Here is a 26,691-nt window from a genome sequence, read left to right as displayed (position 1 = left end):
CAGCATCACCGTTCAAAGCGGGGTAGTTTCGGCTGCCCCGCCATTTGTATTCGGGCCTGTCCGCTTTGACGAATATTCGCTGTGAAACCGGCGGTTAAAGTATTTTCTTAACGGCTTGGCGTTTTACTGGTGGGGAACAATATAAAACACGGGCAATGAACGGAATTTCGGCGTGGCAGAAGACGACGACGAACAACAAAGCGGCGGACAATCAGCAGCACAAACAGCGATGAAGCGGATTGCCGAGCGCGAGCTGCGCACCATTCGGCGGCGTATCCGGCGGCGCAGAACGTTTCTGATTGCCTTTTTCCTGTCGGTCACCGGCTTTGCCATTCTGGGGATTGGATATTCGATCCAGTCCAGCCTTGATCTGAGCCGCAACATGATCCGAAGCCCCGAAATCCGTATTCTGGGCTATGACGGTGCGCTGCTTGAAACCATCAAGGGCCATTACAGTCAGGATGTCTCGCTGACCACCTTGCCCGAACGGGTGCAAAATGTGTTTGTTGCGGCGGCTGATCCGAATTTCTATGACCATTTCGGGGTGTCAGGATCTGATTTCGCCCGCATTTTCAGTGGTGCGGAAGGCTCCGGCTCGACCATCACCATGAAGGTCGCGCGCAGCTTCTTCAAAACCAAGGCCAACAGTGCGGGTCGCCATTTTCAGGAACTGCTCGTCGCACTCTGGCTGGAATGGAGCTTTAGCAAAAAGACCATCCTGCGCAGCTACCTTGAACGCAGCTATGTCGGGCGCGGCATTTTCGGTATCACGGCGGCATCGCGCATCTGGTATGGCAGCCCGTCCGAACGCATGAGCCTCCATCAGGCAGCCGTTCTGGCCGCGGCGATCAGCGATCCGAAAAAATTCAATCCGCTGTTCAATCCGCATGAAACCGCTGCCGAGGCCAATGAAATTCTGGCCAAGCTCGCCCAATACAAATTCATCGAGGGCAACCGCGTTTCGGCCCTGACCCTTGTCTTGCCCAAGCTCGATGTCCAGATCGAGGAAAATGTCCTGTCGGGCTATGTGGTCGATATGGTGCTCGAAGAAGTCGCCGATCTTGTCGGCTATACCAGCCGCGATATCGATGTCGTCACCAGCATTGATCTCAAGGTGCAAAACCTTGCGCGCGATGTGGTCCGGGAAGTCTCGGAGCTGCGTCTTAAACCGCGCGGGGCCAATCAGGTCGGCCTGCTGTCCATAAGCCCCGAGGGCCGCATTCGTGCGCTGATCGGTGGTTCGGACTATTCCCCGTTTCAGCGCAACCGCGTGACCGAAGTCCGTCATCCGGCCGGACGCATGATCAAGATCGCCACATATTACTACGCGCTCAATGAAAACAGCGACCCGGCGCAATGGGTGCGCGATAACCGCATGGCGGTAGGGGGCTGGCGGCCGATCAACCCCGATCACGAATATCAGGGACAAATTTCACTGCGCGAAGCCTTTGTCCGCGATGTGAATACGGTGCCGACCAATCTGGCCGACCATTACGGGCTGCTCAATGTCCGTCAATATGCCCATAATATCGGGATCAAAAGTCCGCTTTCGACCGATATCCGCACCGTGGTCGGTCTTGATCCGGTCACGCTCAGCGACATTACCGCCATTCATGCCTTGCCGCAGAATGCGGGAAAACCGCCGATGATCACCCTGATCAACACGGTTTCCTACACCGATGATCCCAAGGCACAACCGATCTATCAGCGTGTTGATCCCGAACAGGAAAAACGCCTGACCGACGAGGCCATTCAGGGATCCTATGTGCTCTATGCCAGTGTGACCGACCCGCAGGTCCGCCTTGACCGGCCCTTTGCCGGTTATGGCACGGTGGCCGGTGGCGGTACCGATGCATGGTATGTCGGTTTCTCGTCTGATCTGATTACCACGGTCTGGGCGGGCAATGATGAACGTGAACGCATGGATGTCCGCGGTGAGGTAGAACTTGCGTCTTTGTGGCGGTTATTTATGCTTGATGCACATGAAGGATTACCCATCCGCTCGATGATCCGTGCGTCGTCGCAACGTCGCCGTGACAGTGATGGTGTAACCGACCTGTGGAAACAGGGTTTGAACGGCAAAAAATAAAACAACAGTCGCAAAGCGGGGAGACGGGGGACTCCCTCCTCGGTTGGGACATATAACAATACCGGCCTGTCTGATTTCGGACTGCCGGTAGAAATAAGAAACGCCGGAATGTCCGGCGCACCCGCAGGGCTGGCAAAGTGGATCACCACTTTCGCGTCAGCGGGTTCGCATGGCATGACCGGTCCAGACCGATAGGTGCATTTGTGGCCCAAAGAGAATTCAAACGACGAACCAGCGTTCGCAAGGGATCGACCGGTTCGAAGCCAAAGAAAAAGCGCGTCAGCAGCGCAGGCAAACGCAAGGGAAGTCTTTTTGCGCGTCTGGGGGATATGATCCCCGGGCCAGAGGCGATTGCAAAATTCATCGTTCTGGGCAGCATCTGGGTCATGGTGCTGGGCGGGGGTGTTGTCGCCTATTACGGCTATGGCCTTCCCGACAAGGTCAGCTTTGATGTTGCCAGCGAACGCAAACCATCGATCCGCGTGATCAGCATTGATGGCGCAACCCTTGCCACCTATGGCAACCGTTATGGCACCCCGGTCGAGGTCCGCAATCTTCCCGATTATGTCGGTCAGGCCTTTGTCTCGATCGAGGACCGCCGGTTCTATGACCATTTCGGTGTTGATATTGTCGGCATCCTGCGCGCGACCTGGGCAAACCTGTCCTCGGGACGTCTGGCCGAAGGTGGCAGCACCATCACCCAGCAGCTGGCAAAGAACCTGTTCCTGTCGCCGGAGAAAAGCTTTGGCCGCAAGATCGAGGAAGTCCTTCTGGCGATCTGGCTGGAATTCAAATTCGACAAACAGCAAATCCTGTCGCTCTATCTTAACCGCATCTATTTCGGTTCGGGCCTTTACGGGATTGATGCCGCATCACGCTATTATTTCGGGACTGATCCGCGTCGTCTGAACCTTTATGACGCGGCTGTGCTTGCCGGCCTGCCAAAGGCACCAAGTCGCTATAACCCGATGGTCGATCCGGTCAAATCGGCCGAACGGGCCAATATCGTGCTTGATGCAATGGCCTCGACCGGCGCCCTGACCAATACACGTGCTGAACGCGCCAAACAGACCCGTGTGCGCACCGCGCGCAAGGCCGATGCCGGGCCGGGTGTACGCTATTTCTCGGACTGGGTGCTTGATCGGGTGCGCGATTATGTCGGCTATGTCGATCAGGATCTTCTGGTCCATACCACCCTTGATTCCCGTCTTCAGGAAATCGCCGAATTCAATCTTGAACGTGCGCTTGAAAGCAACGGGGCCCGGGCCAAAAATGTGACACAGGGTGCCCTTCTGGCAATGACGCCCGATGGGGCGGTGCGCGCCATGGTCGGCGGACGCGACTATTTCGAAAGCCAGTATAACCGTGTGACACAGGCCCGCCGTCAACCGGGTTCGGTCTTCAAGCTGTTTGTCTATCTTGCCGGGCTCGACAAAAGTCTCGGTTCGAACGACTGGATGCGCGATGTGCCGATCACCATCAATGGCTGGGAACCGCGCAACTTTGATCGCCAGCATCACGGCACCATGTCGATCCGCGATGCGGTGGCAACGTCAAACAACTCGATTGCCGTCCAGATGGCGATGGAAGTCGGTCTGGGCACCGTGGTCCAGAAGGCGCGTGACATGGGGGTTTCATCCCCGCTTACCGCTGAACCCAGTCTGGCGCTGGGCACCAGCGAAGTCTCGATGCTTGAGCTGACCGGGGCCTATGCCATTGTTGCCAATGGCGGTTTTGCTGTCTTCCCGCATGCCGTCAGCAAGATTATCGGCAAGGGCGGCGAAGTTCTTTATCAGCGCAGCGATGAATTCCCGGGCCGTCTGATGAACCCGCTCCATGCCGGTGAAATGAACAACATGCTCTCGGCCGTGATTGCCAAGGGCACCGGGCGCAATGCCATCATTGACCGTCCGGCTGCGGGCAAAACCGGCACCACGTCGGATTACCGCGATGCATGGTTCATCGGCTATACCTCCGATCTGGTGGCGGGCGTCTGGGTTGGGAATGACAATGGCAGTCCGATGGACGAAGTCACCGGCGGCGGGTTGCCCGCAACGCTCTGGCATGACTTCATGCTCCATGCCCATCAAAACATCCCGGTTCGATCGCTTGGCAAGGCCGCCCTGGCGCGCTCGAAAAAGGTCGGCGAAGATGAAAGCTGGCGTGACTTCACCAAGGGCTTCAGTGCGAGTAGCAAGAAAGAATAGCGCACCGGTTATGGTGTTCTGACAAAGGCGGGCCATCATCAGATGGCCCGCCTTTTCTTTGTGCGTCGTGGAAGAATAAAAAAAGACCGGCATCGATGAACGAGCCGGTCTTCAAGTTTGGTTTGCTATTGGTCGGGATCTGTCAAATCCGGGGGGCCGGATCTGGGGGGAGAAGCCCGACCATAAACTGCATCCCTTGGGGAGAGATGCAGTCAGGGAGTTCTCACCTGTCGGTGCGCGACGCTAAGCTGGAGTGGACAGCTTGCTTGCAGCGGCCGAGTGGCGCTGAGGGTGACGCAGCGCCGCGGTGAGGGTATCAGGCCGCGACGGCCTGATCTGTGAGCGCCTCAAGGAAGGAAAGACATTCCTCAAGCTGCGAAATCTCGATAAATTCGTTGGGCGTATGGGCCTGTTTGATGCTGCCCGGACCGCAAATGATTGACGGGATATTGCCCTGTTTTTCAAACACCCCGCCTTCGGAGCCATAGGACACCTTGCCCGAAATTTCGGGGATGATGTTGCGCACAAGCTCGAATGCCGGGGCATCGGTGCAATCACCCATCCCCGGATAGGAAAAGATCTTTTCCCATGTAAAGCCGGTCTCAGGGGCTTTGGCCTTCATTTCCGCATCCAGAGTCGCCATCACGGTATCGCGAATTTCGGCAATCACCGCTTCGGCGTCATGTTCGGGCAGATGGCGGATTTCAAAGGTGAATTCACAATAATCCGGGGTGACGTTGGTCGCCGTGCCGCCGCCAATCGTGGTGGTCAGCATGGTGCTGTGCGGCACGGTGAAATCGTGGTCAAACGGGCCGTTTTCTTCGAATTCGCGGGCCTTTTCGGCAATCAGGTTGATCGCACGGGTCGCATATTCGATGGCATTGACATGGTTGGGCGCAAACGAACTGTGCCCGGCGGTGCCGGTAACGCCCACCCGCATCGAATATTTGCCTTTCTGGCCATTGATGACTTTCATGTCGGTTGGTTCGCCAATCACGGCGAGACGCGGCGGGGTATCCATTGCGGCGAGATGATCGACCATCGAACCAACACCGATGCAGCCGACTTCCTCGTCATAGGACAGGCAAAGATGGAACGGGATTGCCAGATCGCGTTTGACCAGATCGGGGATCAGGGCCAGTACACAGGCCGAAAAGCCCTTCATGTCCGCCGCCCCGCGACCAAACAGCTTGCCGTCACGCTCGGTCAGCTCGAATGCCGGGCTGATCCAGGTGGTCTCAAGGGCAGGCACAACATCGGTATGACCCGAAAGCGCGATGCCCGGAACCCCTTTGGGACCAATGGTCGCAAGCAGGTTGGCTTTCTCGCCGGTTTCATCATGGAACAGGGTCGATTCAATGCCATATTCCGCAAGATAGTCGCGGACAAAATGGATCAGACCGAGATTCGAGTTTTTGCTCGTGGTGTCGAACGCGACCAGCTTGCCAAGCATATCGATGGCACTGTGGAGGCGGGACATATTGGTTTTGGACATTTTAAAATTTCTCGTTTCTCGGATCAGGAAGCGGACGTGGCGTTATTGGCAACGTCACGCTTTTCGCGCCATTTTTTCCATTCGCGGCGAATGGTCAAAACAACGAACAGAACGGTCAGGACAAAGAAGCCCCAGGAAATCCATGACTGGAAGAAGACGCCAAGATCACCGCGCGAAATCGCAAGCGAACGACGCATATTGTCTTCAAACATCGGGCCAAGGATGAAAGCGATCAGGAACGGTGCTGCCGGGATATTGAGCAGCATCATCAAAAAGCCGACCACACCCATCACCAGAAGAACCGTGACATCAAACGGGCTCGCCCCGATGGAATAGATGCCATAGACGCACAGGATCAGGATGCAGGGCAAAAGCAGGGTCTGCGGAATGCGCGAGATCTTGGTAAAGGCATTTGCCGTGACCTTGCCTGCAATGAACAGGAAGACCGAACTGAACAGGATGCCGATAAACAGCGCATAAACCTCGCCGATATTGTTCTGGAACAGAAGCGGGCCGGGGGTCAGGCCATGGATCATGAAGGCGCCCAGCATCACACCGGTAATCACATCACCCGGTACACCCAGCGCCATCAGCGGGATCATGGTCGCACCGCACGCACCGTTATTGGCCGATTCCGATGCTGCAACACCTTCAAGCTCACCTTCGCCGAACTTGTCGCCATTCTTTGAAGTCCGGCGGGCCTCGCTATAAGAGAAGAACGCAGCCGTTGACGGACCAATACCGGGAATGGCGCCCAGAACAACACCGATCAGCGACCCGCGGCAGATCGATTTGATCGATCCGCGGAATTCCGAAAGGGTCAGGCGGTTATCACCAAGCTTAAGCGCCGCATTGTTTTCTTCCGGGCGGAAGACAACCATCTTGATCAGTTCGGGCAGGGCAAACAGACCGATCAGAACCGGTACCATGCCAAGACCCGATTTCATGTCTTCAGACAGCGCAAACCGGTAGGATCCGTAAATATCCTCGCCCACGGTTGCCAGCAAAAGACCAAGGCAGGCGGAAATAATCCCGAGAACAAGCGAACGACCGGAAATACTCGCAACAATCGTCAGCGAAAATGCCATCAGCATGAAGAATTCCGGCGGACCAATGCGCAGCGCAAACGCCGCCAGCGGAATGGCCAGGAAGAACAGCGAAATGTTGGAAATGAAATCGCCAATGCAGCTTGAAATCAGCGCCATGTTCAGCGCCTTGCCACCCTTGCCCGCGCGGGCCAAAGGATAGCCGTCAAGAACCGTACAGGCCGCGGACGCGGTGCCCGGTGTCTTGATCAGGATGGCGGAAATCGACCCGCCATAGGTCGACCCTTTATAGAGCGCAACCAGAAGAAGAATACTGGTGACGGGCGGCAGATAGAACGTAAAGGGCAGTGCAAGGGTCACGGCCATCGTACCGGTCATGCCCGGAATGGCACCAATGATCACGCCAGCCCAGATTCCGGCAAACATCGCCAGAAAGTTCGGAAGGGTCGCGACCGCGTCGAAGGCATAAAGCAATTCATTCCACATAACGATGGGGCTTTCGATCAGATCAGGGTTACGAGGTCAGAAAGGCTGCCGGAAAGACGGCCGGAAAACAGCATGCCTTCGGGGAAGGGCGTATGGGTGACTTCGGTAAACAGCAGATAAAGCAAAACCGGGAAAACAAGGGCCAGCCCGATCATCCAGAATTTGCGGTCAAAATTGCCGGTCATGACAAACAGCACGCCCAGCATCAGAATGGTTGCCGGGACAAACCCGACCATCGGCATGCCAAAGACAAAGGCGGCAAACACGATCAGGACCGCAACGAAACGCGCAATCAGCGTCTTGTGACTGATGATCCGGCTGCCAAGGCCGGTGACCTGCTGGCGGCTGGCTTCGCGCATTTTCGGAAAGGTCAGAACAACCGCCAGAATGCCCATGACAAGGCCGATAATGGCCACCACGCGCGGCCACATGTCAGGCGGCGGGGCAAAGCCCGGAATGAAAGACGGAACCTTCACATAGATCGGGATCAGAACGAACAGGACGATGGCAAAGAATGCCGTGGCAAGCAGCCCTGCATAGAAATCGCGATTTTGGTTCATGGTTCCGTCTCGCATTAAAGTCTTGGATCAAAGGACGTTCGAAAACGCCTTACTGGATGTAGCCGAACTTCTTGGCCATGCCGTTGTAAAGCTCGAACTGGCTTTTGACATAAGCAGACGGATCTTCATCGCCAATAACCGAGGTCGAACCGCGTTTCGCAGCAAGATCAAGCCACTGTGCGTCGGTCGCGACTTTGCCGAGGATTTCGGTCCATTTTGCAACGACGTCTGCAGGCAGGTCTTTCGGTGCGTACAGACCGCTCCAGCCGCCAACCTGGCCAGCCTGGGTGTAACCCAGTTCTTTGGCGGTCGGGACATCGGGAAGGGCTGCCATGCGTTTCGGCGAATAAACCATCAGCGGACGCATTTTACCGGCTTCGATATGGGGCATCAGGGAGCCGGCAGCAATTGCGAGGAAGTCAACATGACCGCCAAGAAGGGCAGCGGCCAAAGCAGAGCCGCCTTTGTATGGCACGAGGGTGGAAGCGGTCAGCGGGTCAAGACCAACGTCAGACAGAAGCGCCTGAACAGAGAAGCCGTCAATCGCGGTGGGGCCGGATGCGGCATAGGTGGTCGCGCCATTGCTGTCCTTGATTTTGGCAATCAGGTCATCAATGGTCTTGATGTCGGAATTGGCATTCACAGCCAGAATCATCGGGGTGGATTCAAGAATACCCAGGAAGGTGTATGCGTCCCAGCCAACCGGGCTGTCAGCATAAACGGCCGGATACAGGGCCATGCCAACGCGCGACAGCAAAAGGGTGTAACCGTCCGGCTTCTGTTCGGTGACAAATTTTGCACCGCTCATGCCGCCGTTGCCGGTTTTGTTAACAACAACAACCGGCTGGCCGTCGGTGTAATTGCGTGCGGTTTCTGCAAGCGCACGGCCGGCAAGATCCGATGCACCACCAGCACCATAAGGCACAACAAGGGTGATGGCTTTTTCAGGATAGGCATCAGCCTGGGCAGTCGAAATCATGGTGGTCGTCGCAAGGATGGCGGCGGCTAGGCCGGCGGCTTTTTTGAGCTGTCGAAACATTTTCATGTCTCCCTGGATAGTGGTGGCAGGATTGCCGGAGCTCTGTCTTTTGTTTTTGTATCCATTATCCATAGACAAACTATAACTGGTGACGCAAAAAATTAATTTCAGTATAACTAATTTACATACTGAACGCGTCCGGGCAGTTCGCCCCCTTTATGGACGGCGGCTGTATCGGGCGTTATCCGCCTCAAGCCGCCATTTGTGGCGGGCTTTTGCGGGGGCCGGAATGCTTCCGGGCTTGTCTCAATCGGGAAAAGTTCCGTGGTTTCCGACCCTTAACCGATGCCTGCGGCATTGTTTGTAGCGGCGTTGTGCTGCCAACCAGATGATCGGAGTTGCGATTATGAACCTGCGTGAACTTGAAAGCTTCAATGCTTTTATGACCTATGGTTCTGTCACCAAGGCAGCCCAGGCGATGAATATCAGTCAGCCGATGGTCAGCCGTTTGCTCAACAATTTTGAAAAATCCGTCGGATTTGTTCTGTTCAACCGCAAGCGCAACCAGTTGACCGCCACGACCGAGGCCCAGCAATTCCATGCGACCGTATTGCGCTCGCTTAATGCCTTTCGCGAAGTCGAAACCCAGGCCCGCGCCATTGCCAATGATCAGTTGGGCTCGATCCGGATTGCGGCCCAGCCGATCTATGTGGATACCTATCTGATCGATGTGGTGGCCAAATTCAAACAGGCCCACCCCAAAGTCTCGATCAGCATCACCGATACCGGTCTTGAAGGCATGCTCGATATGATCTCGACGCGCGAATGCGATCTGGGGATCGGCATCACCCTTGATCTGCAGGACCCCAATGTTCTGGTCACGCCGCTTGCGCAATCACGCGCGGTTTGTCTGATGCCGGTCGATCATCGTCTGGCCGGGTTTGAAACGATTGATATTGATCTTTTGCGTGGCGAAAACTTTGTCGAGCTTTCCATCGGTTCGCCGCTGCGCACCAAGATCGACTATATTTTCCAGATTGCCGGCTGGCCACGCAAGATCGCGGTCGAGGGCCGCACGATCCGCACCGTCTCGCGTCTGGTCGAACGCAATGTCGGCATTGCCGTCAGTGATCCCTTTGCCGCCCTTCTGGTCGATCACGGCAAGGTCGTTGCCCGCACACTCACCCCGGCCATTGAATGGGATGTTGCGCTTTTTACCTCTACCCGCGAACTCAGCGCAGTGGAAAAAAGCTTCCTTGGTTTCCTGCGCGCCGAACTGCCCCGCCTGCGCGAAAGCGGCTGTGTGGTCTAGCTGTAAACATTTGTTTACAGCTGTTGGGCGACCTTCAACAACGTTGTCAGGAGACTGTCAGGGGACGGGCCGGGTTATTATTAGTTTCAAACTAATAATGGATCGAATTATTCACTATTTCCTGTCAAAGGCCAGCTTGGCGGCAAGGCCGAGAAACACGCAGCCGGTAAAAATCTGGAAGCCGCGTGCGATCCGGGCAGAGCGTGAAAAAACCTGTCCAAGCTGCCCGGCAAAACTGCCAACCAGACAATTAATGATCGTCCCGCCAATATTAAGGATCAGGCCGAAAATCACGAACTGCACCAATACCGATCCGCGTGACGCATCAACAAATTGCGGAATGAAGGCCAGCACAAACACAATGATTTTCGGGTTCAGCAAATTCACCACAATCCCGTCACGCCATGCCGCAAAGGCGCTGGAACGTTTGGTTTCTGCCGGATCAAGCTGTTGATCCCTTGACCGGAAGGCCCCGATTGCCAGCCACACCAGATAGGCTATCCCCGCCCAGCGCAAAACCTCGAGTGCGACCGGATAGGCCGCGACAAGGGCGGCCAGACCCAACCCGGCCAGAAGGGTATGGATCATTGCCCCGGTGGCAATCCCGAAACTCGCAGCATTCCCGGCCTTTGGTCCTGATTTGATGCCCTGACCCAGACAAAACAGCATGTCATTGCCCGGCGTCATGTTCAGCGCCAGCGCGGTCGGAATGAAAATCGCCAGTGTTTCAATCGGGATCAGCATGGGTGGGGCTCCATAAACTGTGTTGTTGCAGGCCTTTGCGGCGTTTCGGGGTGTTTCAGGCGTCGTAACTTGGTGTCTATTGCAGGTAACAGGTGCGGCCTTGTGCGACGGTCATCTGCGATGGCGATCGGTGATCCGTTTGGCGGCCGGGATGTTGTGTGCCGTGTTCGCAGTGTTCGTCGGGGTTTTTCGTGTTCAGCGGGGGGCACCATGTTTGCCGGTAACACCATTGTCCCACGCCACACTCTAGCTGCCCGCGCCATAGCGATGCAGGCCGGAACCGTTGCGTTTCAGCCAGTGCTGCTGTTTCTTGGACGGGCCATACAGGTCTTCGACCACGGCCCAGAACCGTGCCGAATGGTTCAGTTCCTGAAGATGGGCGACCTCGTGGGCAACCACGTAATCAAGCACATCTTCCGGTGCGAGTACGAGTCGCCAGCTAAAGGACAGCGTACCGTTCGACGAACAGCTGCCCCAGCGGGTGCGGGTGTCCTTAAGCGATATGCGGGTGATTTTCTTGCCGATTTTCTCGGCATAGGCATGGGCACGTGGCGCGATTTCAAGTTTCGCCTGCTTCTTGAGCCAGTCGGTCACGCGCCGGTTGGTATGTTCGGGCAAACCCGATACCCAGATCACTCCGGCCTCGGCCCAGACTCCGCGTTTGGCGTCGGGAACGGTGCGGATGGCATGATCATGACCGAGGAAGGGAATCCACGCACCGGGCGCAAATTGCACCCGTTCGGGCAGGCGCTGAATATGGGCGGTCACCCAGTCGCCATGCTGATGAAGCATGGAAATCGCGGTTTTGCGCGATACGCCATTTGGGACAACGATCTCGACCCCGTCAAAGGCCGGATCAATGCGCAGCTTGAGTCGCGATGCGCGCGCACTCGGGCGCAACCGGACCGGAAGCGGGCCGATTTTGGGCAGGTCGATTTCTGTTTCTTCGGTAGCTTTGAGCATTCGGAGCGGTTTTTTCCAAAAGCGGGGCGAAAATTTACGGGTTTTTGTGCCTTTTTGACATCAACCCCATCTTGGGTCTTGCCCCCTAGTAGTGTTTTCCTATACTCCGCGCTCAAGGTCTAGAGCATAATACTTTAGATCTGATCCACTTTGCCGGAGGCATGGTTTTGTCGAGCAAGGAAAGGTTCGCCGAGCGTAGCGGGGCTACGGGCAAGAACCTTGACGCTGCTGGACAAAACCATGTCCCGGCCCGGAGGGTTTGATTTTGGCGGCCTTTGGCGACGTTACATCGCTCGAACGATGCGCCGCATCGTCCTGCACGCTGTGCCTTGCCAAACGACGCGCCAAAATCAAACAAAGTGCATCAGATCTAAAGCATTATGCTCTCGGGCTCTTTATGCAAGATGTACGACATTTTGCATAAAGAGCCGTCGGAGCGCCCAACAGGCGATTCGGGGCCCGACGCAATCAGTGGATTGCGTCTATGACAGGAAGCGTCGCGAAAATGCGTCCCTTCCTGAACTGTATCGATAAACGAAAGGCGTCACTCCAATGAGCGATCAGGTCAAAAAGGTGGTGCTTGCCTATTCAGGCGGGCTTGATACCTCGATCATCCTGAAATGGCTTCGCGAGCAGTATAACTGCGAAGTCGTGACCTTCACCGCCGATCTCGGCCAGGGCGAAGAGCTGGAACCGGCCCGTAAAAAGGCTGAGATGTTCGGCGTAAAACAGATCTTCATCGAAGATCTGCGCGAAGAATTTGTCCGCGATTACGTCTTCCCGATGTTCCGCGCCAACGCTCTTTATGAAGGCGTTTACCTGCTCGGCACCTCGATCGCGCGTCCGCTGATTGCCAAGCGCCAGATCGAAATCGCCGAGGAAGTCGGTGCTGACGCCGTTTCCCACGGCGCAACCGGCAAAGGCAACGACCAGGTTCGTTTCGAACTTGGCTATTATGCCCTTAAGCCGAATGTAAAGGTCATCGCGCCCTGGCGTGAATGGAACCTGAATTCGCGTACGGCTCTTCTGAACTTTGCCCGCGAACACCAGATTCCGATTTCGGCCGACAAGCTTGGTGGTGACGAGCCGCCCTATTCAACCGATGCCAACCTTCTGCACATTTCCTATGAAGGCAAGGCGCTGGAAGATCCGTGGGTCAAGCCGAACGAAGGCATGTTCGAGCGCACCGTTTCCCCGCAGAACGCCCCCGATGCGATCACCACGATCGAAATCGAGTTCGAACAGGGTAACCCGGTTGCGGTCAATGGCGAACGCATGAGCCCGGCAACCCTTCTGACCAAACTGAACGAAGTTGCTGGCAAGAACGGCATCGGTCGTCTGGATCTGGTCGAAAACCGTTATGTCGGCATGAAGTCGCGCGGCGTTTACGAAACCCCGGGCGGCACCATCCTGTCGGTTGCGCACCGTGCCATGGAAAGCATCACCCTTGATCGTAACGCCGGTCACCTCAAGGACGAGCTGATGCCGCGTTATGCCGAGATGATCTATAACGGTTACTGGTGGTCGCCGGAACGTCAGGCCCTGCAGCGCCTGATCGACGAAACCCAGCGTACCGTGAACGGCGTTGTTCGCCTTGATCTTTACAAGGGCAACGTCACCGTCACGGGTCGTAAGTCGCCGAACTCGATCTACTCCGAAGAGCATGTCACGTTCGAAGCTGACACCGTCTATAACCAGCGCGATGCAGAAGGCTTCATCAAACTGAACGCCCTTCGTCTGCGCCTTGGTTTTGACCGCGACGGCGTGAAGTAAGTTTTCCGCAAGAGATTGCGGATAGGGAAGCGAGGGGCATTTTTGCCCCTCGTTTTCGTTTCCAAGCCCAGCTATAAAGCAGCCCATGCAGCGCTATAAATGTACCGTCGAATATGATGGCCGCCCTTATCACGGTTGGCAATACCAGGACGAAGTGATTTCGGTTCAGCGGGTTTTCGAGGCCGCAATCGAAAAATTCGCCGGTACGTTCGTGCGCGTTTATGTTTCGGGCCGTACCGATGCCGGGGTGCATGCGCTGGGTCAGGTCGTGCATTTTGACCTGCCAAAATACTATCCGGCTGAAGCGGTGATGAATGCGATCAACCATCACCTCAAACCTGATCCGGTTGCGATCAAGGAATGCGAGGAAGTCACAGAAGACTTCCATGCGCGGTTTTCATCCAAGAAACGTTACTACATGTATCGCATCATCAATCGCCGTGCGCCGCTGACCTTCGAGGCGGGGCTGGCATGGGGGATTTACAAACCTCTTGATATTGATGCGATGAATGAAGCGGCCCGGCATTTGATCGGTACGTTTGATTTCACCACATTCCGGGCCACCGAATGTCAGGCCAAAAGCCCGATCAAGACGCTTGAGAAACTTGAAATCAAACGCAGTGAAGAAAATCCGCTTGAAATCCGGGTCTATACCGAAAGCCGGTCCTTCCTGCATCATCAGGTCCGCAATATGGTCGGGACCCTTGTGCTGGTTGGCAAGGGTGCCTGGAAGCCGATTGACGTCAAAACCGCCCTTGAGGCCTGTGACCGCCGGGCAGGCGGCCCGACCGCACCGGCCGATGGCCTGTATTTTGTCAAGGTCGATTACTGACGGCGGACATCTCCGCGACCATTCCCGTACATCTTAAAACGCGTGGCCCGGGGGCTGCGACGTTTGTCACGCCTTGCTTGCGTCAAGCTGTCTGCGAGCGGTTTGGGCTGATGGCTGATTGTGGTAAACTATTCAAACGTATAATTATTTATACGTAAAGATTAATTGTGTTATTTTAATTTTTATAAGGATTCAAATCCCGGCGCCAAGACCTTCGAGAAATGTGAACAATAAACCATTCACTGGCATGCCTCATTTTACCGGTGATGGTGAAAAGTGAGAAAGCATGTCCAAAAGTCTTATCCTGAAAGTTGCGCTTGCCGCTGTTCTCATCCTTATGGGCGGGATCATTTTGCTCGGTGTTCTGATCATGCAAAGGGTCGATCAGAAGGTGTCGGCAGACAGTGTGTCATCACAGAAGCTTAATCTGCGGATTGCCGCGATGTTGCTTCAGGATGCAAATCCTGATTTCAGGATGACGATCAGCAAGGATGGTGAAACATCCAATCTGGTGATGAGCGAAATTCCCGATCTGTCATCCCATGAACTGATTGATCGTATCGGGACGGCAACCGGCGAAACCGCAACGGTCTTTGCCTATGTCCCGGCCGAACAGGATTTTGTTCGTGTTTCCACCAATATCATCAAACCCGACGGCAACCGTGCAGTTGGTACCATGCTTGGCAAGGGCAGTGCTGCATATCAGCCGATCATGTCGGGTAAAACATTTCGCGGTGAGGCCCTTATTCTGGGCACTGAATATATCACGCAATACAGCCCGATCATGACTCCGGCGGGCGATGTTCTGGGTATCCTCTATGTCGGCATCAAGAAGGCAGACGTTGCCGCAGTATCAGATGAGATCGTCTTTCGTATCGCTGTGGTCGGACTGATTGTTGCCGTTGCGTCGGCTGGGCTGCTGTTCCTGTTGCTACGCTGGCAGCTTGGACCGCTTCGGGTGCTGAGCCAGACGATTTCGCGTTTTGTCGACCGTGATTTCAAACAGGAAGTTTCCTTTACCGATCGCAAGGACGAGATTGGCTCGATTGCCAATGGTCTGGTGCGCTGGCGCGAAACAGCAGCCAGAATCGACGAGGCCGAGGAAGCCCGTGCGGTGGCAGAACAACGTGCCGAACAGGAACGTCTTGAACAGCGCAACCGTCTTGCGGTTGAACTTGAACAATCGATTGGCCAGATCGTGAGCTCGGTGCGTGAAGCCACGGGCGGCATGTTGAAATCGACCGCAAGAATGCGGGACTCTGCCAATCATTCGGTCAGTCAGAGCCAGAAGGTTTCCGATGCCGCCAATGATTCGGCGCGCAATGTGCAAACTGTTGCTGCTGCCACCGAAGAACTGTCTGCGTCGATCAGTGCGATTGGCGGGCAGGTCAGTGAGTCAACATCAATTGCCGAAACGGCGGTGGGTGAAGCATCACGGGCCAATGAAATGGTCGGTGGTCTGGCCGAGGCCGCAGAACGCATCGGCGAGGTGGTCAGTCTGATCAACGATATCGCAGCCCAGACCAATCTTCTGGCATTGAACGCAACGATTGAGGCCGCCCGTGCCGGTGAGGCTGGCAAAGGCTTTGCCGTGGTTGCACAAGAGGTCAAAAACCTTGCCAACCAGACGGCCAAGGCGACTGATGAAATTGCCCAGCAGATCGGGGCGATTCAGGACGAGACCAAGGTGACAGTCGAAGCGATCGAGAAAGTGACCCAGACGATCTCGTCGATCAGCGAAATCGCCAATGGCATTTCATCGGCCGTGAACGAGCAAAACTCGGCCGTAAACGAAATTGCCAACAGTGCGACCAGTGCGTCGTCGGGATCGACCGAAGTCGTCGCCAATATCGATGAAATCCACGAAGCAGCCACCGAAAGCGGCGCTGCTGCAGGGGAACTTGATACAACGGTCGCGGCCCTTGCCAAACAGATCGATACCCTGCAAGGCACGGTATCGGATTTCCTGTCGCAACTGCGCGCGGGCTGACCCTGTTCCGGGTGGGGGGAACCTCACCCGGATCTTTTTCTATCCAAACATCCAGTGCCACAGGAACGGGATGGTCAGGGCGGTGGCCATGGTGTTCAGCCCCATGGCAAGGCCGGAAAATGCGCCTGCGGTTTCATTGACCTGAAAGGCGCGTGCGGTTCCGATTCCGTGTGCCGCAACACCCATGGCAAAGCCGCGCGCGCGCCAGTCCTTGAGCCGGGCAAGGTTCATCACCGTCGGGCCAAGGGTTGCGCCAACGATGCCGGTTGCAATCACGCAAACGGCGGTCAGGGCAGGTACGCCGCCAATTTCCTCGGCAATGCCCATGGCAACCGGGGTTGTCACCGATTTCGGGGCCAGCGACGCCAGTGTTTCGGGGCTTGCGCCCAGTGCCCATGCGAGAATGACGGTACTTGCACTGGCGACCAGTGATCCGAACAGCACACCGAACGCGATTACCGGCAGGGCACGTTTAAGCGTTGCGGTCTGGCGAAACAGCGGGACGGCCAGTGCTACGGTCGCCGGACCCAGCAGGAAGTGCACGAATTGTGCGCCTTCGAAATAGGCAGCATAGGGCGTGCCGGTCAGATGAAGCACAAGCGCAATCAGGGCAATGGCAATCACCACCGGGTTACATAGCGGGTTACGGTTGCTTTTCTGATAGAGCCAGAAGCCGATGGCATAGGCGACAAGCGTAATGGTCAGGCCAGTCAGCGGCTTGGTCGACAAATAAACCCAAAGCTGGGTGATATCGGTCTCGTTCATTGCACGTCCTCCGCCTTTTCAACCGTTTCCTGTTTGGGGAGCAATTTCGACATCAAAAGTGCGGTCAAAACCATTGCCAGCAAGGTCGAGATGATCAGGGCCGCAGCAATCGGCAACCAGTCGCCTTTCAGACGATCAATCTGGGTGACAACGCCAACACCGGCCGGGACAAACAGCAACGAAAAATGGATCAGAAGGTTGTCGGCGGCATCTGTCAGAATCTTTGGCGGTTTTCGTTTGATCAGAAGGCCAAAGAATAACAGAACCAGCCCGATGACCGGGCCGGGAACCGGCAGGTCAAAAAGCTCAGAGACCACCTCGCCAAAAAGCTGGCAGACAAGGATCAGGGCAAATGCAGCAATCATGAACGACCTCCCCACAGGTGTTTTGATTTGATGTTATCTGCAACACATAATGCCTGTGAGGGTGTTCGACTTTTATTAATTACGAAAAACGCCCGTGCCGGACCGGCACAGGCGTTTGAAATCACATTGTTTTGGCGAAGTGCCTCTAAAGGATCGCCAGTACATTTTCCGGCGGACGGCCCAGAACCGCCTTGTCGCCATTGATGACAATCGGGCGTTCAATGGCGCGCGGATGGGCGCAAAGGGCTTCGATCAGGGCGGTGCCGGTCAGATCGGCAATGCCTTCTTCGCGAGCTTCTTTCTGGCGCAGGATGTCTTCGGGTTGCAGGCCAAGTTTGGCGAGGATATCGGAAAGTTCCTTTGGGCTTGGCGGGGTATCAAGATAGGTGATGATTTCGGGCGTGATACCCTTTTCCTCGATCAGGGCCAGGGTCTGGCGCGATTTCGAGCAGCGCGGATTGTGATAAATGCGGACCATCTTGGGGGCTCTCCGGATCAAAAACTGAATGTCCCTTGATAGCGGGCATTTGCCGATCAGGCAATTCCGGCGCCGTCAAACCGGGTGCGATCAAATCCCGTCGATCATTGAAAGCAGATCATTAAGCTCATCAAGGTCACTATTGATGATACGGGTTGCGGTGTCATAGCCAAATCCCTGCCGGGCAAGGGCAGCCATGTCCTTTTCCCGCTTTTCCTCGCGGATATCGGGTCTGCGCCATGGGCCAAGACGACGGCGTCTGGCATAGGCAGCGGCGGCGGCAATATTGGGATCGGTGCCGCGGGCTTCTTCGTAGGCGGCCTGTTCGGCCTCGGCCCGAAGATCGCGGATGGCGTCATCGATCTGATCGGATGCGATACCGCGTGCGGACAAATCCGCGGCAATGACGCGCATCGCCTTGCCCTTGCGCAAAAGCGATCTGGCACGGCCGCGTGCATAGGCGTCATCATTGATGAAACCGGCCTTCTCGCAGGCTGACAGAACGGAATTCATCCACCCGATGGCCTCATCGGGATCGGTGCCATATTCGGCAACAGACAGGCGGATTTTACCGCGCATCAGTTTTTCAAGCCGGGCACGGGACGCGGCAAAGCGTTCAAGATACCAGGTGGCATAATTCATCAGATAGTCACGGGTGACTTTGCGCGGACGTTTGGGGTCGCGCTTTTTGTCTTTGCTATTTTTACCGCCAAAACTGGTAAAACGGGCATTTCCCGCAGGCTTTGTGTCGGTGCCTGGCGCCAGTGTTTCCGGGCTTTGATGCTGTTTATCGACCATATCAGCCAAAATGAATGAATACGCACCCTTGCAAGGAGACCCCCACTCTCCCTATTTTACGCGCAATTGTCTGCATTTTTCCGAAGGAAGTTCTATGAAAGAGTTAGCCCCACGTCAGATGGGCGCGGTCAACTGGCTTGGTCTTTGGACACTCTATGCCAAAGAAGTCCGTCGGTTCCTCAATGTACATCTGCAAACCGTCGGTGCACCGGTTATCACCAGTTTGCTGTTTCTGGCTGTCTTCCTGCTGGCCCTTGGCCGGGCGGTTGAAACCGTAAACGGCATTCCGTTTGCCACCTTCCTTGCGCCGGGTCTGATCATGATGACCATGGCACAGAACGCCTTTGCCAATACATCGAGCTCGATCATGATCTCGAAGGTACAGGGCAATATCGTCGATGTTCTGATGCCGCCGCTTTCAGCCGGTGAAATGGTGGCTGGCTTTGCCTTTGGTGCGGTGACCCGTGGCATTGTGGTCGGTCTTGCAACTGCGATTGGCATGGCGCTGTTTGTCGATGTCAGCATCCATAATATCTGGGCGATCCTGTATTTTGGGATTTCGGCATCGCTGATGCTGGCTCTTCTGGGGATTGCCGGGGGTGTCTGGGCCGAGAAATTTGACCATATCGCCGTTGTCACCAACTTTGTCGTCACCCCGCTTTCGTTCCTGTCCGGTACTTTTTACAGTGCCGAGAATTTGCCAGAAGCGGGCAAGATTCTGGTTCATTTCAACCCGTTCTTCTACATGATTGACGGGTTCCGTTATGGCTTTACCGGGATTTCGGATGGCACGGTCATGACCGGTGTCATCGTGCTTGCGGTGGTCAATGCGGTGCTTTGGGTGCTGTGCTATCGCATGATCAAAAGCGGCTACAAACTCAAGGCATAATCGCCTGCCAAAGCCGCCATTGGCGCAAAATCACATCAGAAGGACAGCATTCAAAAGTGGATGCTGTCCTTTTTCATTTCCGCTATCATTCTGTTATCGCCGGTCTAAGGGGTTTTTGGGACGTTGACAGGGTCAAGGAATCTCTTGATACTCCCCGGCTTCCCGGTATTCTGCCGGTGTTGACCAACTGGTCAACAAACCAATTTTTACCCTAATCAAGGAATTAAAGAAGTGATTACTCCCGTCATGCCGACCTATGCGCGGGCCGATTTGGCCTTTGAGAAAGGTGAAGGACCTTATCTCTATGCGCAGGGCGGCCGACGATTCCTTGATTTCGGGTCGGGTGTTGCCGTCAATACCCTTGGCCATTCGCATCCGCATCTGGTTGCCATGCTGACCGAACAGGTTGGCAAGCTTTGGCATACCTCGAACCTGTACCGTATTCCCGGTCAGGAAAAGCTGGCCGAGCGTCTGGTTGCCAATACCTTTGCCGATACGGTGTTTTTCTGTAACTCCGGTGCCGAGGCCAACGAGGCGGGCATCAAGATGCTGCGCCGGTATCAGCATGTATCGGGTAATCCGGAAAAGAACCGCATTCTGGTCGCGACCAATGCGTTCCATGGCCGGACCCTTGGCACGCTGACCGCAGGTTACAGCGACAAGTACCGCGAAGGTTTCGGACCAATGCCCGAGGGCTTTGATCGCGTCGCCTATGGCAATCTCAATGAATTGCGCAATGCGATTACGCCCAATACCGGTGGTATCCTTCTGGAGCCGATCCAGGGCGAAGGCGGCATTTGCCGTCCGCCGGAAGGCTATCTTGAAGGGGTGCGCAAGGCCGCTGACGAGTTCGGCATGCTGGTGATGTTTGACGAAGTCCAGACCGGCGTTGGCCGTACCGGCAAGCTTTATGCCTATGAGTGGTCGGACATGACCCCGGATATCATTTCCTCGGCCAAGGGCCTTGGCGGTGGTTTCCCGGTCGGGGCACTTCTGGCGACGGAAAAGGCCGCTGCGGCCCTTCCGGCGGGCATGCATGGTTCGACCTTTGGTGGCAATCCGCTTGCCATGGCAGCCGCCAATGCGGTGTTGGACGAAGTTTTGAAACCCGGCTTCATGGACCATGTTCTGGACATGAGCCAATTGATCCGCGATGGGCTTGACGCCATTGCCCGGAAACATCCGGGCTTCATCGAGGAAATCCGTGGCATGGGTCTGTTGTTGGGCATGAAGACTGTCCCGACCAATGTCGATGTTGTCGCCAAACTGCGCGAGCTGAACCTTTTGACAGTTCCGGCCGGCGATAATGTGGTGCGTATTCTGCCGCCACTCAACATCACCAAATCCCATGTTGACGAAGCGCTTGCTGCCATTGAAGCAGCAGCCGCAGCCCTGGCGAAATAAGGGCGCAGGAAGGAAGACTTAGCTATGACTGATATCCGCCATTTTCTTGATCTCGACAAACTGCCGTCGGGAACATTGAAAGATATTCTCGCCCTTGGCGATTCCGAGAAGGCCGGTAATGCCCCGTTCGGTGCAAAGCCGCTTGCGGGCAAGACGCTTGCGCTGATTTTTGAAAAACCGTCGACCCGTACACGCGTTTCGTTTGAAGTCGGGATGCGCCAGCTTGGTGGCGATGTGGTTATTCTTGATGCGGAAAGCAGCCAGCTTGGCCGCGGTGAGACCATTGCCGATACGGCACGCGTTCTGTCGCGTTTTGTCGATGCGATCATGATCCGTACGACGGATGAATCGAAGCTTTTCGAAATGGCGAAATATGCGACGGTTCCGGTGATCAACGGCCTGACCGATCAGAGCCACCCGTGCCAGATCATGGCCGATCTGATGACCATCAAGGAACATAAGGGCAAGCTCGAAGGCCTGAAGTTCGCCTGGATCGGCGATGGTAACAATGTGTCGGCATCCTTTATTCATGCGTCGCCGAAATTCGGCTTCTCGCTTGATCTGGCCTGCCCGGCGGGTTATCGCCCCAATCAGGGCCTGATTGAAAGTGCCAATGCCGAAGGTGGCAAGGTGCGCATGACCGATATGGATAGCGCCCTTGAGGGTGCTGACGTGGTTGTGACCGATTGCTGGGTTTCGATGGGTGACGAGGATTATGACGCCCGTATGGAGGCCTTGGCACCTTATCAGATCAATGCAAAAACCATGGCACAGGCCAAGGATGATGCGATCTTCATGCATTGCCTTCCTGCACACCGGAATGAGGAAGTCACCGACGAGGTGATTGATGGTCCGCAATCGGTCGTCTTTGACGAAGCTGAAAACCGTCTGCATGCGCAGAAAGGGGTTCTGCTATACTGCTTTAACGGCTTGCCTTCCTGAGTCTTGCGCCTAAATAAGACGCAACGAAATTGAAAAGGGCGGCTGTTGCCGCCCTTTATTATGGCAGTGGGCAGGGGGTAAAGCACCTCGACTCACGGGGTTGGTATTGTTATACGGCCCCAAACATGCAAAACACCGGAAGCCGAACATGCAGATCGCAGTCGATTTTTGCCAGCCTTTCACGCTGGATCATTCCAATATCCGTGGCCGCTTTGCGCGGCTTGGACCGACGGTGCAGACCATTATCGGCCAGCACAATTACCCGCCGCTTGCCAATCATCTTCTGGGCGAAATTATCGGGCTTGCGGTGCTGCTGTCATCGTCGCTGAAATATGAGGGGCTTTTTACCCTTCAGACGTCGTCAGACGGCCCGATCAGCATGATGGTGGTCGATGTTGACAGCGACGGGAATGTGCGTGCCTGCCTGCGCGTCGATGAGGCCCGCCTGAATGCCATGATTGCCGAGGAAGAAGGCGGCGAGGATGCACTGCGCGGCAAGGTCCTGAAACTGATGGGACGCGGCCATATCGCCTTCACGGTCGATCAGGGTGGTAGTCATGACCGCTATCAGGGCATTGTTTCACTGGAAGGCGAAACGCTTTCGGAATGTGCCGAAGCCTATTTCCGTCAGTCCGAACAGCTTGAAACATCGTTCAAGCTTGAAGTTCATTCTGGCGAAACCACGGCGGATTGGTGGGTTGGCGGCTTGTTCCTGCAGAAAATGCCGGTTAGCGCATCGGGCGATGCCGCAAACCCGGAACAGGCCGAAAAGATTGCCGAAGACTGGAACCGTTCGACCATTCTGATGGCCAGTGCGACCGAAAACGAACTTGTTGATATCTCGCTTTCGGCCCATGACCTGATCTGGCGTCTGTTCCATGATGAGGAGCCGCGTGTTTACGAACAGGCGAACCTTCAGTTCAAATGCCGTTGTTCGCGCGAGAAAATCGAAGGCGCGCTTGCGTCCTATCCGCTTGAGGAACTGCTTTCGATGCGCGAAGAGGATACCGGCGAAGTCGGCGTTTCCTGCCAGTTCTGCAATGCCCATTACGGCTTTAGTGAAGCAGACCTGCGCGCCCTTAAGGCAGAGAACACGCCGTCGGAGTAATCCAAAGGCCCTTGTTAAATTTCAGGCAGTTAGGCCGTCATAGCCTTGCCTTAATCATCTTGCAACGTCACCATGGCTATAAACGCCGTGGTGGCGTTTTGTTTTGGCACTTTATACGTTGTTTTCGGCATCTGAATAAAAGGCAGGGGAGTTTGAAGTCATGAAGCTTTTGTCCATCAATGGTCTGCGTACCGTGGTTGCGGGTGCGGCACTTGCCCTGATGGCAGCCTGCACCAGTGCACCGGTGGCAAATTACCCGGATGTGACATGGCGGCATCTGACGCCGATCGTCTTTGCCGCAGGCCCGATTGAAAAGGTCGCCGCCTGGAGCAATACCGAAGACGGATCGATTGCATCAGACCTGCCATTCAGCCTTGGCAATATGGCAATGAACTGGCCCGATGACCGCATCCAGACTGCGGGCACCAGCGATATGCTGCGCTATTCCGTGACCGAGGCATCCGTGATCTCCAGCGCCCTTAAAACCACCAAGGGCATCAAGGGGGTCTTTACGGATGACCAGTCCGACAAGATCGAGCTGAAAGTTGCTGCCAAGCTTGAACTTCTTGATGCCAATGGCGTTCAGAAGGGCGAAGTACAGGCAATGGCAGCACGGTCGCGCACGCTTTCGGAATCGATGTCGGTCTCGGAACGCGAGCAGGCGATCTATGACGCGACCGCTGCCCTTCTGATGGATCTGGATCGCGAACTTGAACGCCAGATCAACGCCAATCTTGGGCGTTTTATCCTGCATTGATCGGGATCAGAATAATTGTATGACAAAAGCCCGGCAGATGAACTGCCGGGCTTTTTATTTGTCTGATGATTGAAGTTCGCGCTGACCTAGCGGAACATCATCACCGGCACATGGCAGGACCGGACCATTTCGGTGGTGGTGCTGCCAATGATCAGGTTGCGGATCCGCGAATGGCCATAGGCCCCCATAACCAGAAGACCGATGTCATCGGCCTCGATCTTTGCCTTGATCACGTCTTCGGGCTCGCCCGATGCAAAGCCGGCATCAACGCTATAACCTGAATTGCGTAGAATGGCGGCAGCCTGATCAAGCTTTTCCTGCAGGATATCGGTGGCTTTGCCAACCGACAGAAGCGTGCAGGGCAGATCGGCAAACAGTTTGCCCGCTGCAATGTGGCGCACGGCCTTCATCACACTTTCGCCGCCATCAAAGGCAATCAGGAACTTGTTGATCGGCTTGAACGCGCGGGATGCGACCAGAACCGGTTTGGTGGCGGCACGCACCACACGTTCAAGGTTTGATCCCAGATGCAGCTTGGCGAAATCGGCGGCTTCACCGCGTTTGCCAACCACAATAAGGTCCGCATCGCCTTCAAATTCGGCAATGGCTTCGACTAGATCACCGTGGCGCAGCTTGGTGCCGACATTGGCAAGACCGGCTTCTGCAAGTCCGGTTTTGGCGTCTTCAAGCAGCAGGCGACCGCGTTTGAGTTCGAGCTTGTTTTTCTGCTCGTCAAGCTCGGCCAGTTCATTGAGCAGGGCGGTACGTGCGCCAAGCTTGAGATTGCCGCTCAGATCAGCGGGTTCCGAGCTGACTGAACGACGACCAAGCACATGCATCAATTCAACCGATGCATCGGTGCGTTCGGCCACCCAGCGCGTCAGGTCACAGACACTTTGCGAATAGCCCGAGCCGTCAATCAGTGCGATCAGATGTGTCATGGATCGTTTCCCTTTTTCCGGTCAGTGGCCTTAATGGCCCATCAGGCGTTCAAGCGCGCCGGGCTTGTCGTGGATGGCCAGTTTATCGACAATTGTCTCGCTGGCTTCATTGAGACCGATCAATTCGACCTCGGCCCCTTCACGGCGGAATTTGAGCACGACCATATCAAGGGCGGCAACACTTGAAATGTCCCAGATATGCGCGTGGCTGACATCAATCGTCACTTTATCAAGGGCTTCGCGGAAATCGAATGCCTTGGTGAAGTCTTCGACCGAGGCAAAGAAAATCTGGCCACGGACTTCATAGGTGCGATGGGTATTATCAGCTGAAAGCGTGCTGGTGATGCGGAAAATCTGCGCGATCTTCCAGGCAAAGAAAATGCCCGAAAGCAGGACACCGATCAGAACACCGATGGCAAGGTTGTGCGTGCCGACAACCGTGATCACGGTGGCCAGCATCACGATGGACGAGCTGCGCGGATGTTCGCGCAGGTTTTTGATCGACGACCAGCTGAATGTGCCGACCGATACCATGATCATGATGGCAACAAGGGCCGCCATCGGAATGATCGCGACCAGATCGCCAAGCACCACAATCAGGATCAGAAGGAAGATACCGGCAAGGAAGGTCGAAAGCCTGCAACGGCCACCGGATTTGACGTTGATTACCGACTGGCCGATCATCGCACAACCGGCCATGCCACCGATGAAACCGGTAAAGAAGTTGGCGATCCCCTGACCATAGCATTCACGCGTACGGTTCGACGTCGTGTCGGTCAGATCATCAACGATCTGGGCAGTCATCAGACTTTCAAGCAGACCAACCGCCGCGACCGCCGCCGAATAGGGCAGGATGATCAGGAAGGTATCAAGGTTCAGCGGCACGTCCGGCAGATAGATCGCCGGGAAGGCATCAGGCAGGGCGCCCATATCGCCAACAGTGCGCAGACCACCATCAATGAACAGCGAAATGATGGTCAGAACGATGATGCAAACCAGCGGCGACGGGATGATTTTGGTGATGCGCGGGAACAGGTAAATGATGCCAAGGCCGCCCGCGACCATCACATAGGTCATGTTTGACACACCGATCAGTTCGGGCAACTGGGCCATGAAGATCAGGATTGCCAGGGCGTTCACAAAGCCGGTCATCACCGATTTCGAAACAAAACGCATCAGATTGCCGAGCTTGAACGCCCCTGCCAGCATCTGGATCAGACCGGCAAGAATGGTCGCCGCCAACAGATAATCAAGCCCGTGCTCACGTACCAGCGAGCCCATCAGAACCGCGGTCGCCGCCGTTGCCGCCGAAATCATGCCCGGACGCCCACCAAAGATCGCGGTGATGACCGCAATCGAGAAGGAGGCATAAAGCCCGACCTTGGGGTCAACACCGGCGATGATCGAGAAGGCAATGGCTTCCGGGATCAGGGCAAGGGCGACCACAAGGCCCGAAAGCACGTCGCCGCGAATGTTGCCAAGCCACTCAGCCCGCAAACGCGGAAGCAAATCGGTATTCACAGACTCTCTCCAGTCACTATTTCGTTTTGTCACGCCATGCGGCGGACAAGCAATTCATTGGCATTTCAGAAAATTCTTTGGGCGGATAGCTGTTTCATCACTGCCGCGCAGACAACATGGGCACCGAAATTTTTCAGGCTGGTCGCAGGCAGGAATTTATTGAAACAGTTCTTACATCGGCCCGGTGTCCGTCACAGGAAGATCAATATTGCTGCGTCGCAGCGGGGGTTTTCTTATAGCAATTCCA

At 55.6% G+C, this 26,691-nt stretch carries 23 protein-coding genes; 11 read left to right on the top strand and 12 right to left on the bottom strand.

Annotated features, from left to right (window positions below):
- The first annotated feature begins 172 nt into the window (after window positions 1-172).
- The gene (locus ACTU44_RS00680) at window positions 173-2,089 is read left to right on the top strand and encodes a transglycosylase domain-containing protein (RefSeq protein WP_114096188.1); all 1,917 of its coding nucleotides are present in this window, start codon (window positions 173-175) and stop codon (window positions 2,087-2,089) included.
- 203 nt (window positions 2,090-2,292) lie between these two features.
- Window positions 2,293-4,296 (top strand): transglycosylase domain-containing protein, encoded by a 2,004-nt coding sequence (locus tag ACTU44_RS00675; RefSeq protein ID WP_462096403.1) that lies wholly within the window; start codon window positions 2,293-2,295, stop codon window positions 4,294-4,296.
- A 316-nt stretch (window positions 4,297-4,612) separates the two neighbouring features.
- Here ACTU44_RS00675 and argE read toward each other — a convergent pair whose 3' ends face one another.
- Genes argE through ACTU44_RS00655 form a run of 4 tightly spaced genes read right to left on the bottom strand, consistent with a single transcriptional unit; the run spans window position 4,613 to window position 8,922 of the window.
- Entirely contained in the window at window positions 4,613-5,791 is a 1,179-nt protein-coding gene (argE, locus tag ACTU44_RS00670; RefSeq protein ID WP_114096185.1) for an acetylornithine deacetylase, read from the bottom strand.
- Window positions 5,792-5,814: 23 nt separating this feature from the next.
- Window positions 5,815-7,323: a tripartite tricarboxylate transporter permease gene (locus ACTU44_RS00665; protein ID WP_114096184.1), complete on the bottom strand. Its 1,509-nt coding sequence runs from the start codon at window positions 7,321-7,323 to the stop codon at window positions 5,815-5,817.
- A 17-nt stretch (window positions 7,324-7,340) separates the two neighbouring features.
- Window positions 7,341-7,883, bottom strand: coding sequence for a tripartite tricarboxylate transporter TctB family protein (locus ACTU44_RS00660; protein WP_114096183.1), 543 nt, complete (start codon window positions 7,881-7,883; stop codon window positions 7,341-7,343).
- 49 nt (window positions 7,884-7,932) lie between these two features.
- Window positions 7,933-8,922, bottom strand: a complete 990-nt coding sequence (locus ACTU44_RS00655; RefSeq protein ID WP_114096827.1) for a Bug family tripartite tricarboxylate transporter substrate binding protein — start codon at window positions 8,920-8,922, stop codon at window positions 7,933-7,935.
- Window positions 8,923-9,268: 346 nt separating this feature from the next.
- Between ACTU44_RS00655 and ACTU44_RS00650 the strand changes: the two genes are divergently transcribed.
- The gene (locus ACTU44_RS00650) at window positions 9,269-10,174 is read left to right on the top strand and encodes a LysR family transcriptional regulator (RefSeq protein WP_462096402.1); all 906 of its coding nucleotides are present in this window, start codon (window positions 9,269-9,271) and stop codon (window positions 10,172-10,174) included.
- Window positions 10,175-10,288: 114 nt separating this feature from the next.
- Here ACTU44_RS00650 and ACTU44_RS00645 read toward each other — a convergent pair whose 3' ends face one another.
- The gene (locus tag ACTU44_RS00645) at window positions 10,289-10,918 is read right to left on the bottom strand and encodes a LysE family translocator (RefSeq protein WP_462096401.1); all 630 of its coding nucleotides are present in this window, start codon (window positions 10,916-10,918) and stop codon (window positions 10,289-10,291) included.
- 246 nt (window positions 10,919-11,164) lie between these two features.
- Window positions 11,165-11,881, bottom strand: a complete 717-nt coding sequence (locus ACTU44_RS00640; RefSeq protein ID WP_114096181.1) for a M48 family metallopeptidase — start codon at window positions 11,879-11,881, stop codon at window positions 11,165-11,167.
- 552 nt (window positions 11,882-12,433) lie between these two features.
- Between ACTU44_RS00640 and ACTU44_RS00635 the strand changes: the two genes are divergently transcribed.
- From ACTU44_RS00635 to ACTU44_RS00625, 3 genes are all read left to right on the top strand, one after another.
- On the top strand, window positions 12,434-13,654 hold the full coding sequence (locus ACTU44_RS00635; RefSeq protein ID WP_114096180.1) for an argininosuccinate synthase: 1,221 nt from the start codon (window positions 12,434-12,436) through the stop codon (window positions 13,652-13,654).
- Between the two features lie 85 nt (window positions 13,655-13,739).
- Window positions 13,740-14,486: a tRNA pseudouridine(38-40) synthase TruA gene (truA, locus tag ACTU44_RS00630; RefSeq protein ID WP_114096179.1), complete on the top strand. Its 747-nt coding sequence runs from the start codon at window positions 13,740-13,742 to the stop codon at window positions 14,484-14,486.
- 286 nt (window positions 14,487-14,772) lie between these two features.
- Window positions 14,773-16,476 carry a methyl-accepting chemotaxis protein gene (locus ACTU44_RS00625; protein ID WP_114096178.1) on the top strand — a complete coding sequence of 568 codons (1,704 nt, stop codon included), beginning with the start codon at window positions 14,773-14,775 and terminating at the stop codon, window positions 16,474-16,476.
- Between the two features lie 39 nt (window positions 16,477-16,515).
- Here the strand turns inward: ACTU44_RS00625 and ACTU44_RS00620 are convergent, their stop codons facing one another.
- The 4 genes from ACTU44_RS00620 to ACTU44_RS00605 form a co-directional block, all read right to left on the bottom strand.
- Window positions 16,516-17,241 (bottom strand): LrgB family protein, encoded by a 726-nt coding sequence (locus ACTU44_RS00620; protein ID WP_114096176.1) that lies wholly within the window; start codon window positions 17,239-17,241, stop codon window positions 16,516-16,518.
- Complete coding sequence (locus tag ACTU44_RS00615) at window positions 17,238-17,606, bottom strand: CidA/LrgA family protein (RefSeq protein ID WP_336079481.1); 369 nt, start codon at window positions 17,604-17,606, stop codon at window positions 17,238-17,240. Before ACTU44_RS00615 ends, ACTU44_RS00620 begins: the two co-directional genes overlap by 4 nt.
- Before the next feature lie 145 nt (window positions 17,607-17,751).
- Complete coding sequence (gene arsC / locus ACTU44_RS00610) at window positions 17,752-18,084, bottom strand: arsenate reductase (glutaredoxin) (protein ID WP_462096400.1); 333 nt, start codon at window positions 18,082-18,084, stop codon at window positions 17,752-17,754.
- Between the two features lie 90 nt (window positions 18,085-18,174).
- Window positions 18,175-18,882 carry a regulatory protein RecX gene (locus ACTU44_RS00605; protein WP_462096399.1) on the bottom strand — a complete coding sequence of 236 codons (708 nt, stop codon included), beginning with the start codon at window positions 18,880-18,882 and terminating at the stop codon, window positions 18,175-18,177.
- A 94-nt stretch (window positions 18,883-18,976) separates the two neighbouring features.
- Here ACTU44_RS00605 and ACTU44_RS00600 point away from each other — a divergent pair, with 94 nt between their 5' ends.
- From ACTU44_RS00600 to ACTU44_RS00580, 5 genes are all read left to right on the top strand, one after another.
- Entirely contained in the window at window positions 18,977-19,771 is a 795-nt protein-coding gene (locus tag ACTU44_RS00600; RefSeq protein ID WP_114096172.1) for an ABC transporter permease, read from the top strand.
- Window positions 19,772-20,017: 246 nt separating this feature from the next.
- The gene (locus tag ACTU44_RS00595; RefSeq protein WP_462097424.1) at window positions 20,018-21,175 is read left to right on the top strand and encodes an acetylornithine transaminase; all 1,158 of its coding nucleotides are present in this window, start codon (window positions 20,018-20,020) and stop codon (window positions 21,173-21,175) included.
- Window positions 21,176-21,199: 24 nt separating this feature from the next.
- The gene (gene argF / locus ACTU44_RS00590; RefSeq protein ID WP_114096170.1) at window positions 21,200-22,117 is read left to right on the top strand and encodes an ornithine carbamoyltransferase; all 918 of its coding nucleotides are present in this window, start codon (window positions 21,200-21,202) and stop codon (window positions 22,115-22,117) included.
- A 148-nt stretch (window positions 22,118-22,265) separates the two neighbouring features.
- Window positions 22,266-23,225 carry an Hsp33 family molecular chaperone HslO gene (gene hslO / locus ACTU44_RS00585; protein WP_114096169.1) on the top strand — a complete coding sequence of 320 codons (960 nt, stop codon included), beginning with the start codon at window positions 22,266-22,268 and terminating at the stop codon, window positions 23,223-23,225.
- Window positions 23,226-23,385: 160 nt separating this feature from the next.
- Complete coding sequence (locus tag ACTU44_RS00580) at window positions 23,386-23,982, top strand: hypothetical protein (RefSeq protein WP_336079475.1); 597 nt, start codon at window positions 23,386-23,388, stop codon at window positions 23,980-23,982.
- An 86-nt stretch (window positions 23,983-24,068) separates the two neighbouring features.
- On the opposite strand, the gene ACTU44_RS00575 is transcribed toward ACTU44_RS00580, so the two are convergent.
- Window positions 24,069-24,923, bottom strand: a complete 855-nt coding sequence (locus ACTU44_RS00575) for a universal stress protein (protein ID WP_114096167.1) — start codon at window positions 24,921-24,923, stop codon at window positions 24,069-24,071.
- A 30-nt stretch (window positions 24,924-24,953) separates the two neighbouring features.
- Entirely contained in the window at window positions 24,954-26,444 is a 1,491-nt protein-coding gene (locus ACTU44_RS00570; RefSeq protein ID WP_336079471.1) for a SulP family inorganic anion transporter, read from the bottom strand.
- Window positions 26,445-26,691 lie beyond the last annotated feature (247 nt).

The sequence above is a fragment of the Thalassospira sp. SM2505 genome (assembly GCF_054901115.1).
Note: the sequence above shows the minus strand (reverse complement) of the source record. Positions and strands in the feature narration are given on the sequence as shown.

What these genes read in the sequence shown, in the direction of transcription:
- argE (WP_114096185.1), bottom strand. Translation starts at nt 5,791, where the DNA reads ATGTCCAAAACCAATATGTCCCGCCTCCACAGTGCCATCGATATGCTT.
- ACTU44_RS00665 (WP_114096184.1), bottom strand. Translation starts at nt 7,323, where the DNA reads ATGTGGAATGAATTGCTTTATGCCTTCGACGCGGTCGCGACCCTTCCG.
- ACTU44_RS00660 (WP_114096183.1), bottom strand. Translation starts at nt 7,883, where the DNA reads ATGAACCAAAATCGCGATTTCTATGCAGGGCTGCTTGCCACGGCATTC.
- ACTU44_RS00655 (WP_114096827.1), bottom strand. Translation starts at nt 8,922, where the DNA reads ATGTTTCGACAGCTCAAAAAAGCCGCCGGCCTAGCCGCCGCCATCCTT.
- ACTU44_RS00650 (WP_462096402.1), top strand. Translation starts at nt 9,269, where the DNA reads ATGAACCTGCGTGAACTTGAAAGCTTCAATGCTTTTATGACCTATGGT.
- ACTU44_RS00645 (WP_462096401.1), bottom strand. Translation starts at nt 10,918, where the DNA reads ATGCTGATCCCGATTGAAACACTGGCGATTTTCATTCCGACCGCGCTG.
- ACTU44_RS00640 (WP_114096181.1), bottom strand. Translation starts at nt 11,881, where the DNA reads ATGCTCAAAGCTACCGAAGAAACAGAAATCGACCTGCCCAAAATCGGC.
- ACTU44_RS00635 (WP_114096180.1), top strand. Translation starts at nt 12,434, where the DNA reads ATGAGCGATCAGGTCAAAAAGGTGGTGCTTGCCTATTCAGGCGGGCTT.
- truA (WP_114096179.1), top strand. Translation starts at nt 13,740, where the DNA reads ATGCAGCGCTATAAATGTACCGTCGAATATGATGGCCGCCCTTATCAC.
- ACTU44_RS00625 (WP_114096178.1), top strand. Translation starts at nt 14,773, where the DNA reads ATGTCCAAAAGTCTTATCCTGAAAGTTGCGCTTGCCGCTGTTCTCATC.
- ACTU44_RS00620 (WP_114096176.1), bottom strand. Translation starts at nt 17,241, where the DNA reads ATGAACGAGACCGATATCACCCAGCTTTGGGTTTATTTGTCGACCAAG.
- ACTU44_RS00615 (WP_336079481.1), bottom strand. Translation starts at nt 17,606, where the DNA reads ATGATTGCTGCATTTGCCCTGATCCTTGTCTGCCAGCTTTTTGGCGAG.
- arsC (WP_462096400.1), bottom strand. Translation starts at nt 18,084, where the DNA reads ATGGTCCGCATTTATCACAATCCGCGCTGCTCGAAATCGCGCCAGACC.
- ACTU44_RS00605 (WP_462096399.1), bottom strand. Translation starts at nt 18,882, where the DNA reads ATGGTCGATAAACAGCATCAAAGCCCGGAAACACTGGCGCCAGGCACC.
- ACTU44_RS00600 (WP_114096172.1), top strand. Translation starts at nt 18,977, where the DNA reads ATGAAAGAGTTAGCCCCACGTCAGATGGGCGCGGTCAACTGGCTTGGT.
- ACTU44_RS00595 (WP_462097424.1), top strand. Translation starts at nt 20,018, where the DNA reads ATGCCGACCTATGCGCGGGCCGATTTGGCCTTTGAGAAAGGTGAAGGA.
- argF (WP_114096170.1), top strand. Translation starts at nt 21,200, where the DNA reads ATGACTGATATCCGCCATTTTCTTGATCTCGACAAACTGCCGTCGGGA.
- hslO (WP_114096169.1), top strand. Translation starts at nt 22,266, where the DNA reads ATGCAGATCGCAGTCGATTTTTGCCAGCCTTTCACGCTGGATCATTCC.
- ACTU44_RS00580 (WP_336079475.1), top strand. Translation starts at nt 23,386, where the DNA reads ATGAAGCTTTTGTCCATCAATGGTCTGCGTACCGTGGTTGCGGGTGCG.
- ACTU44_RS00575 (WP_114096167.1), bottom strand. Translation starts at nt 24,923, where the DNA reads ATGACACATCTGATCGCACTGATTGACGGCTCGGGCTATTCGCAAAGT.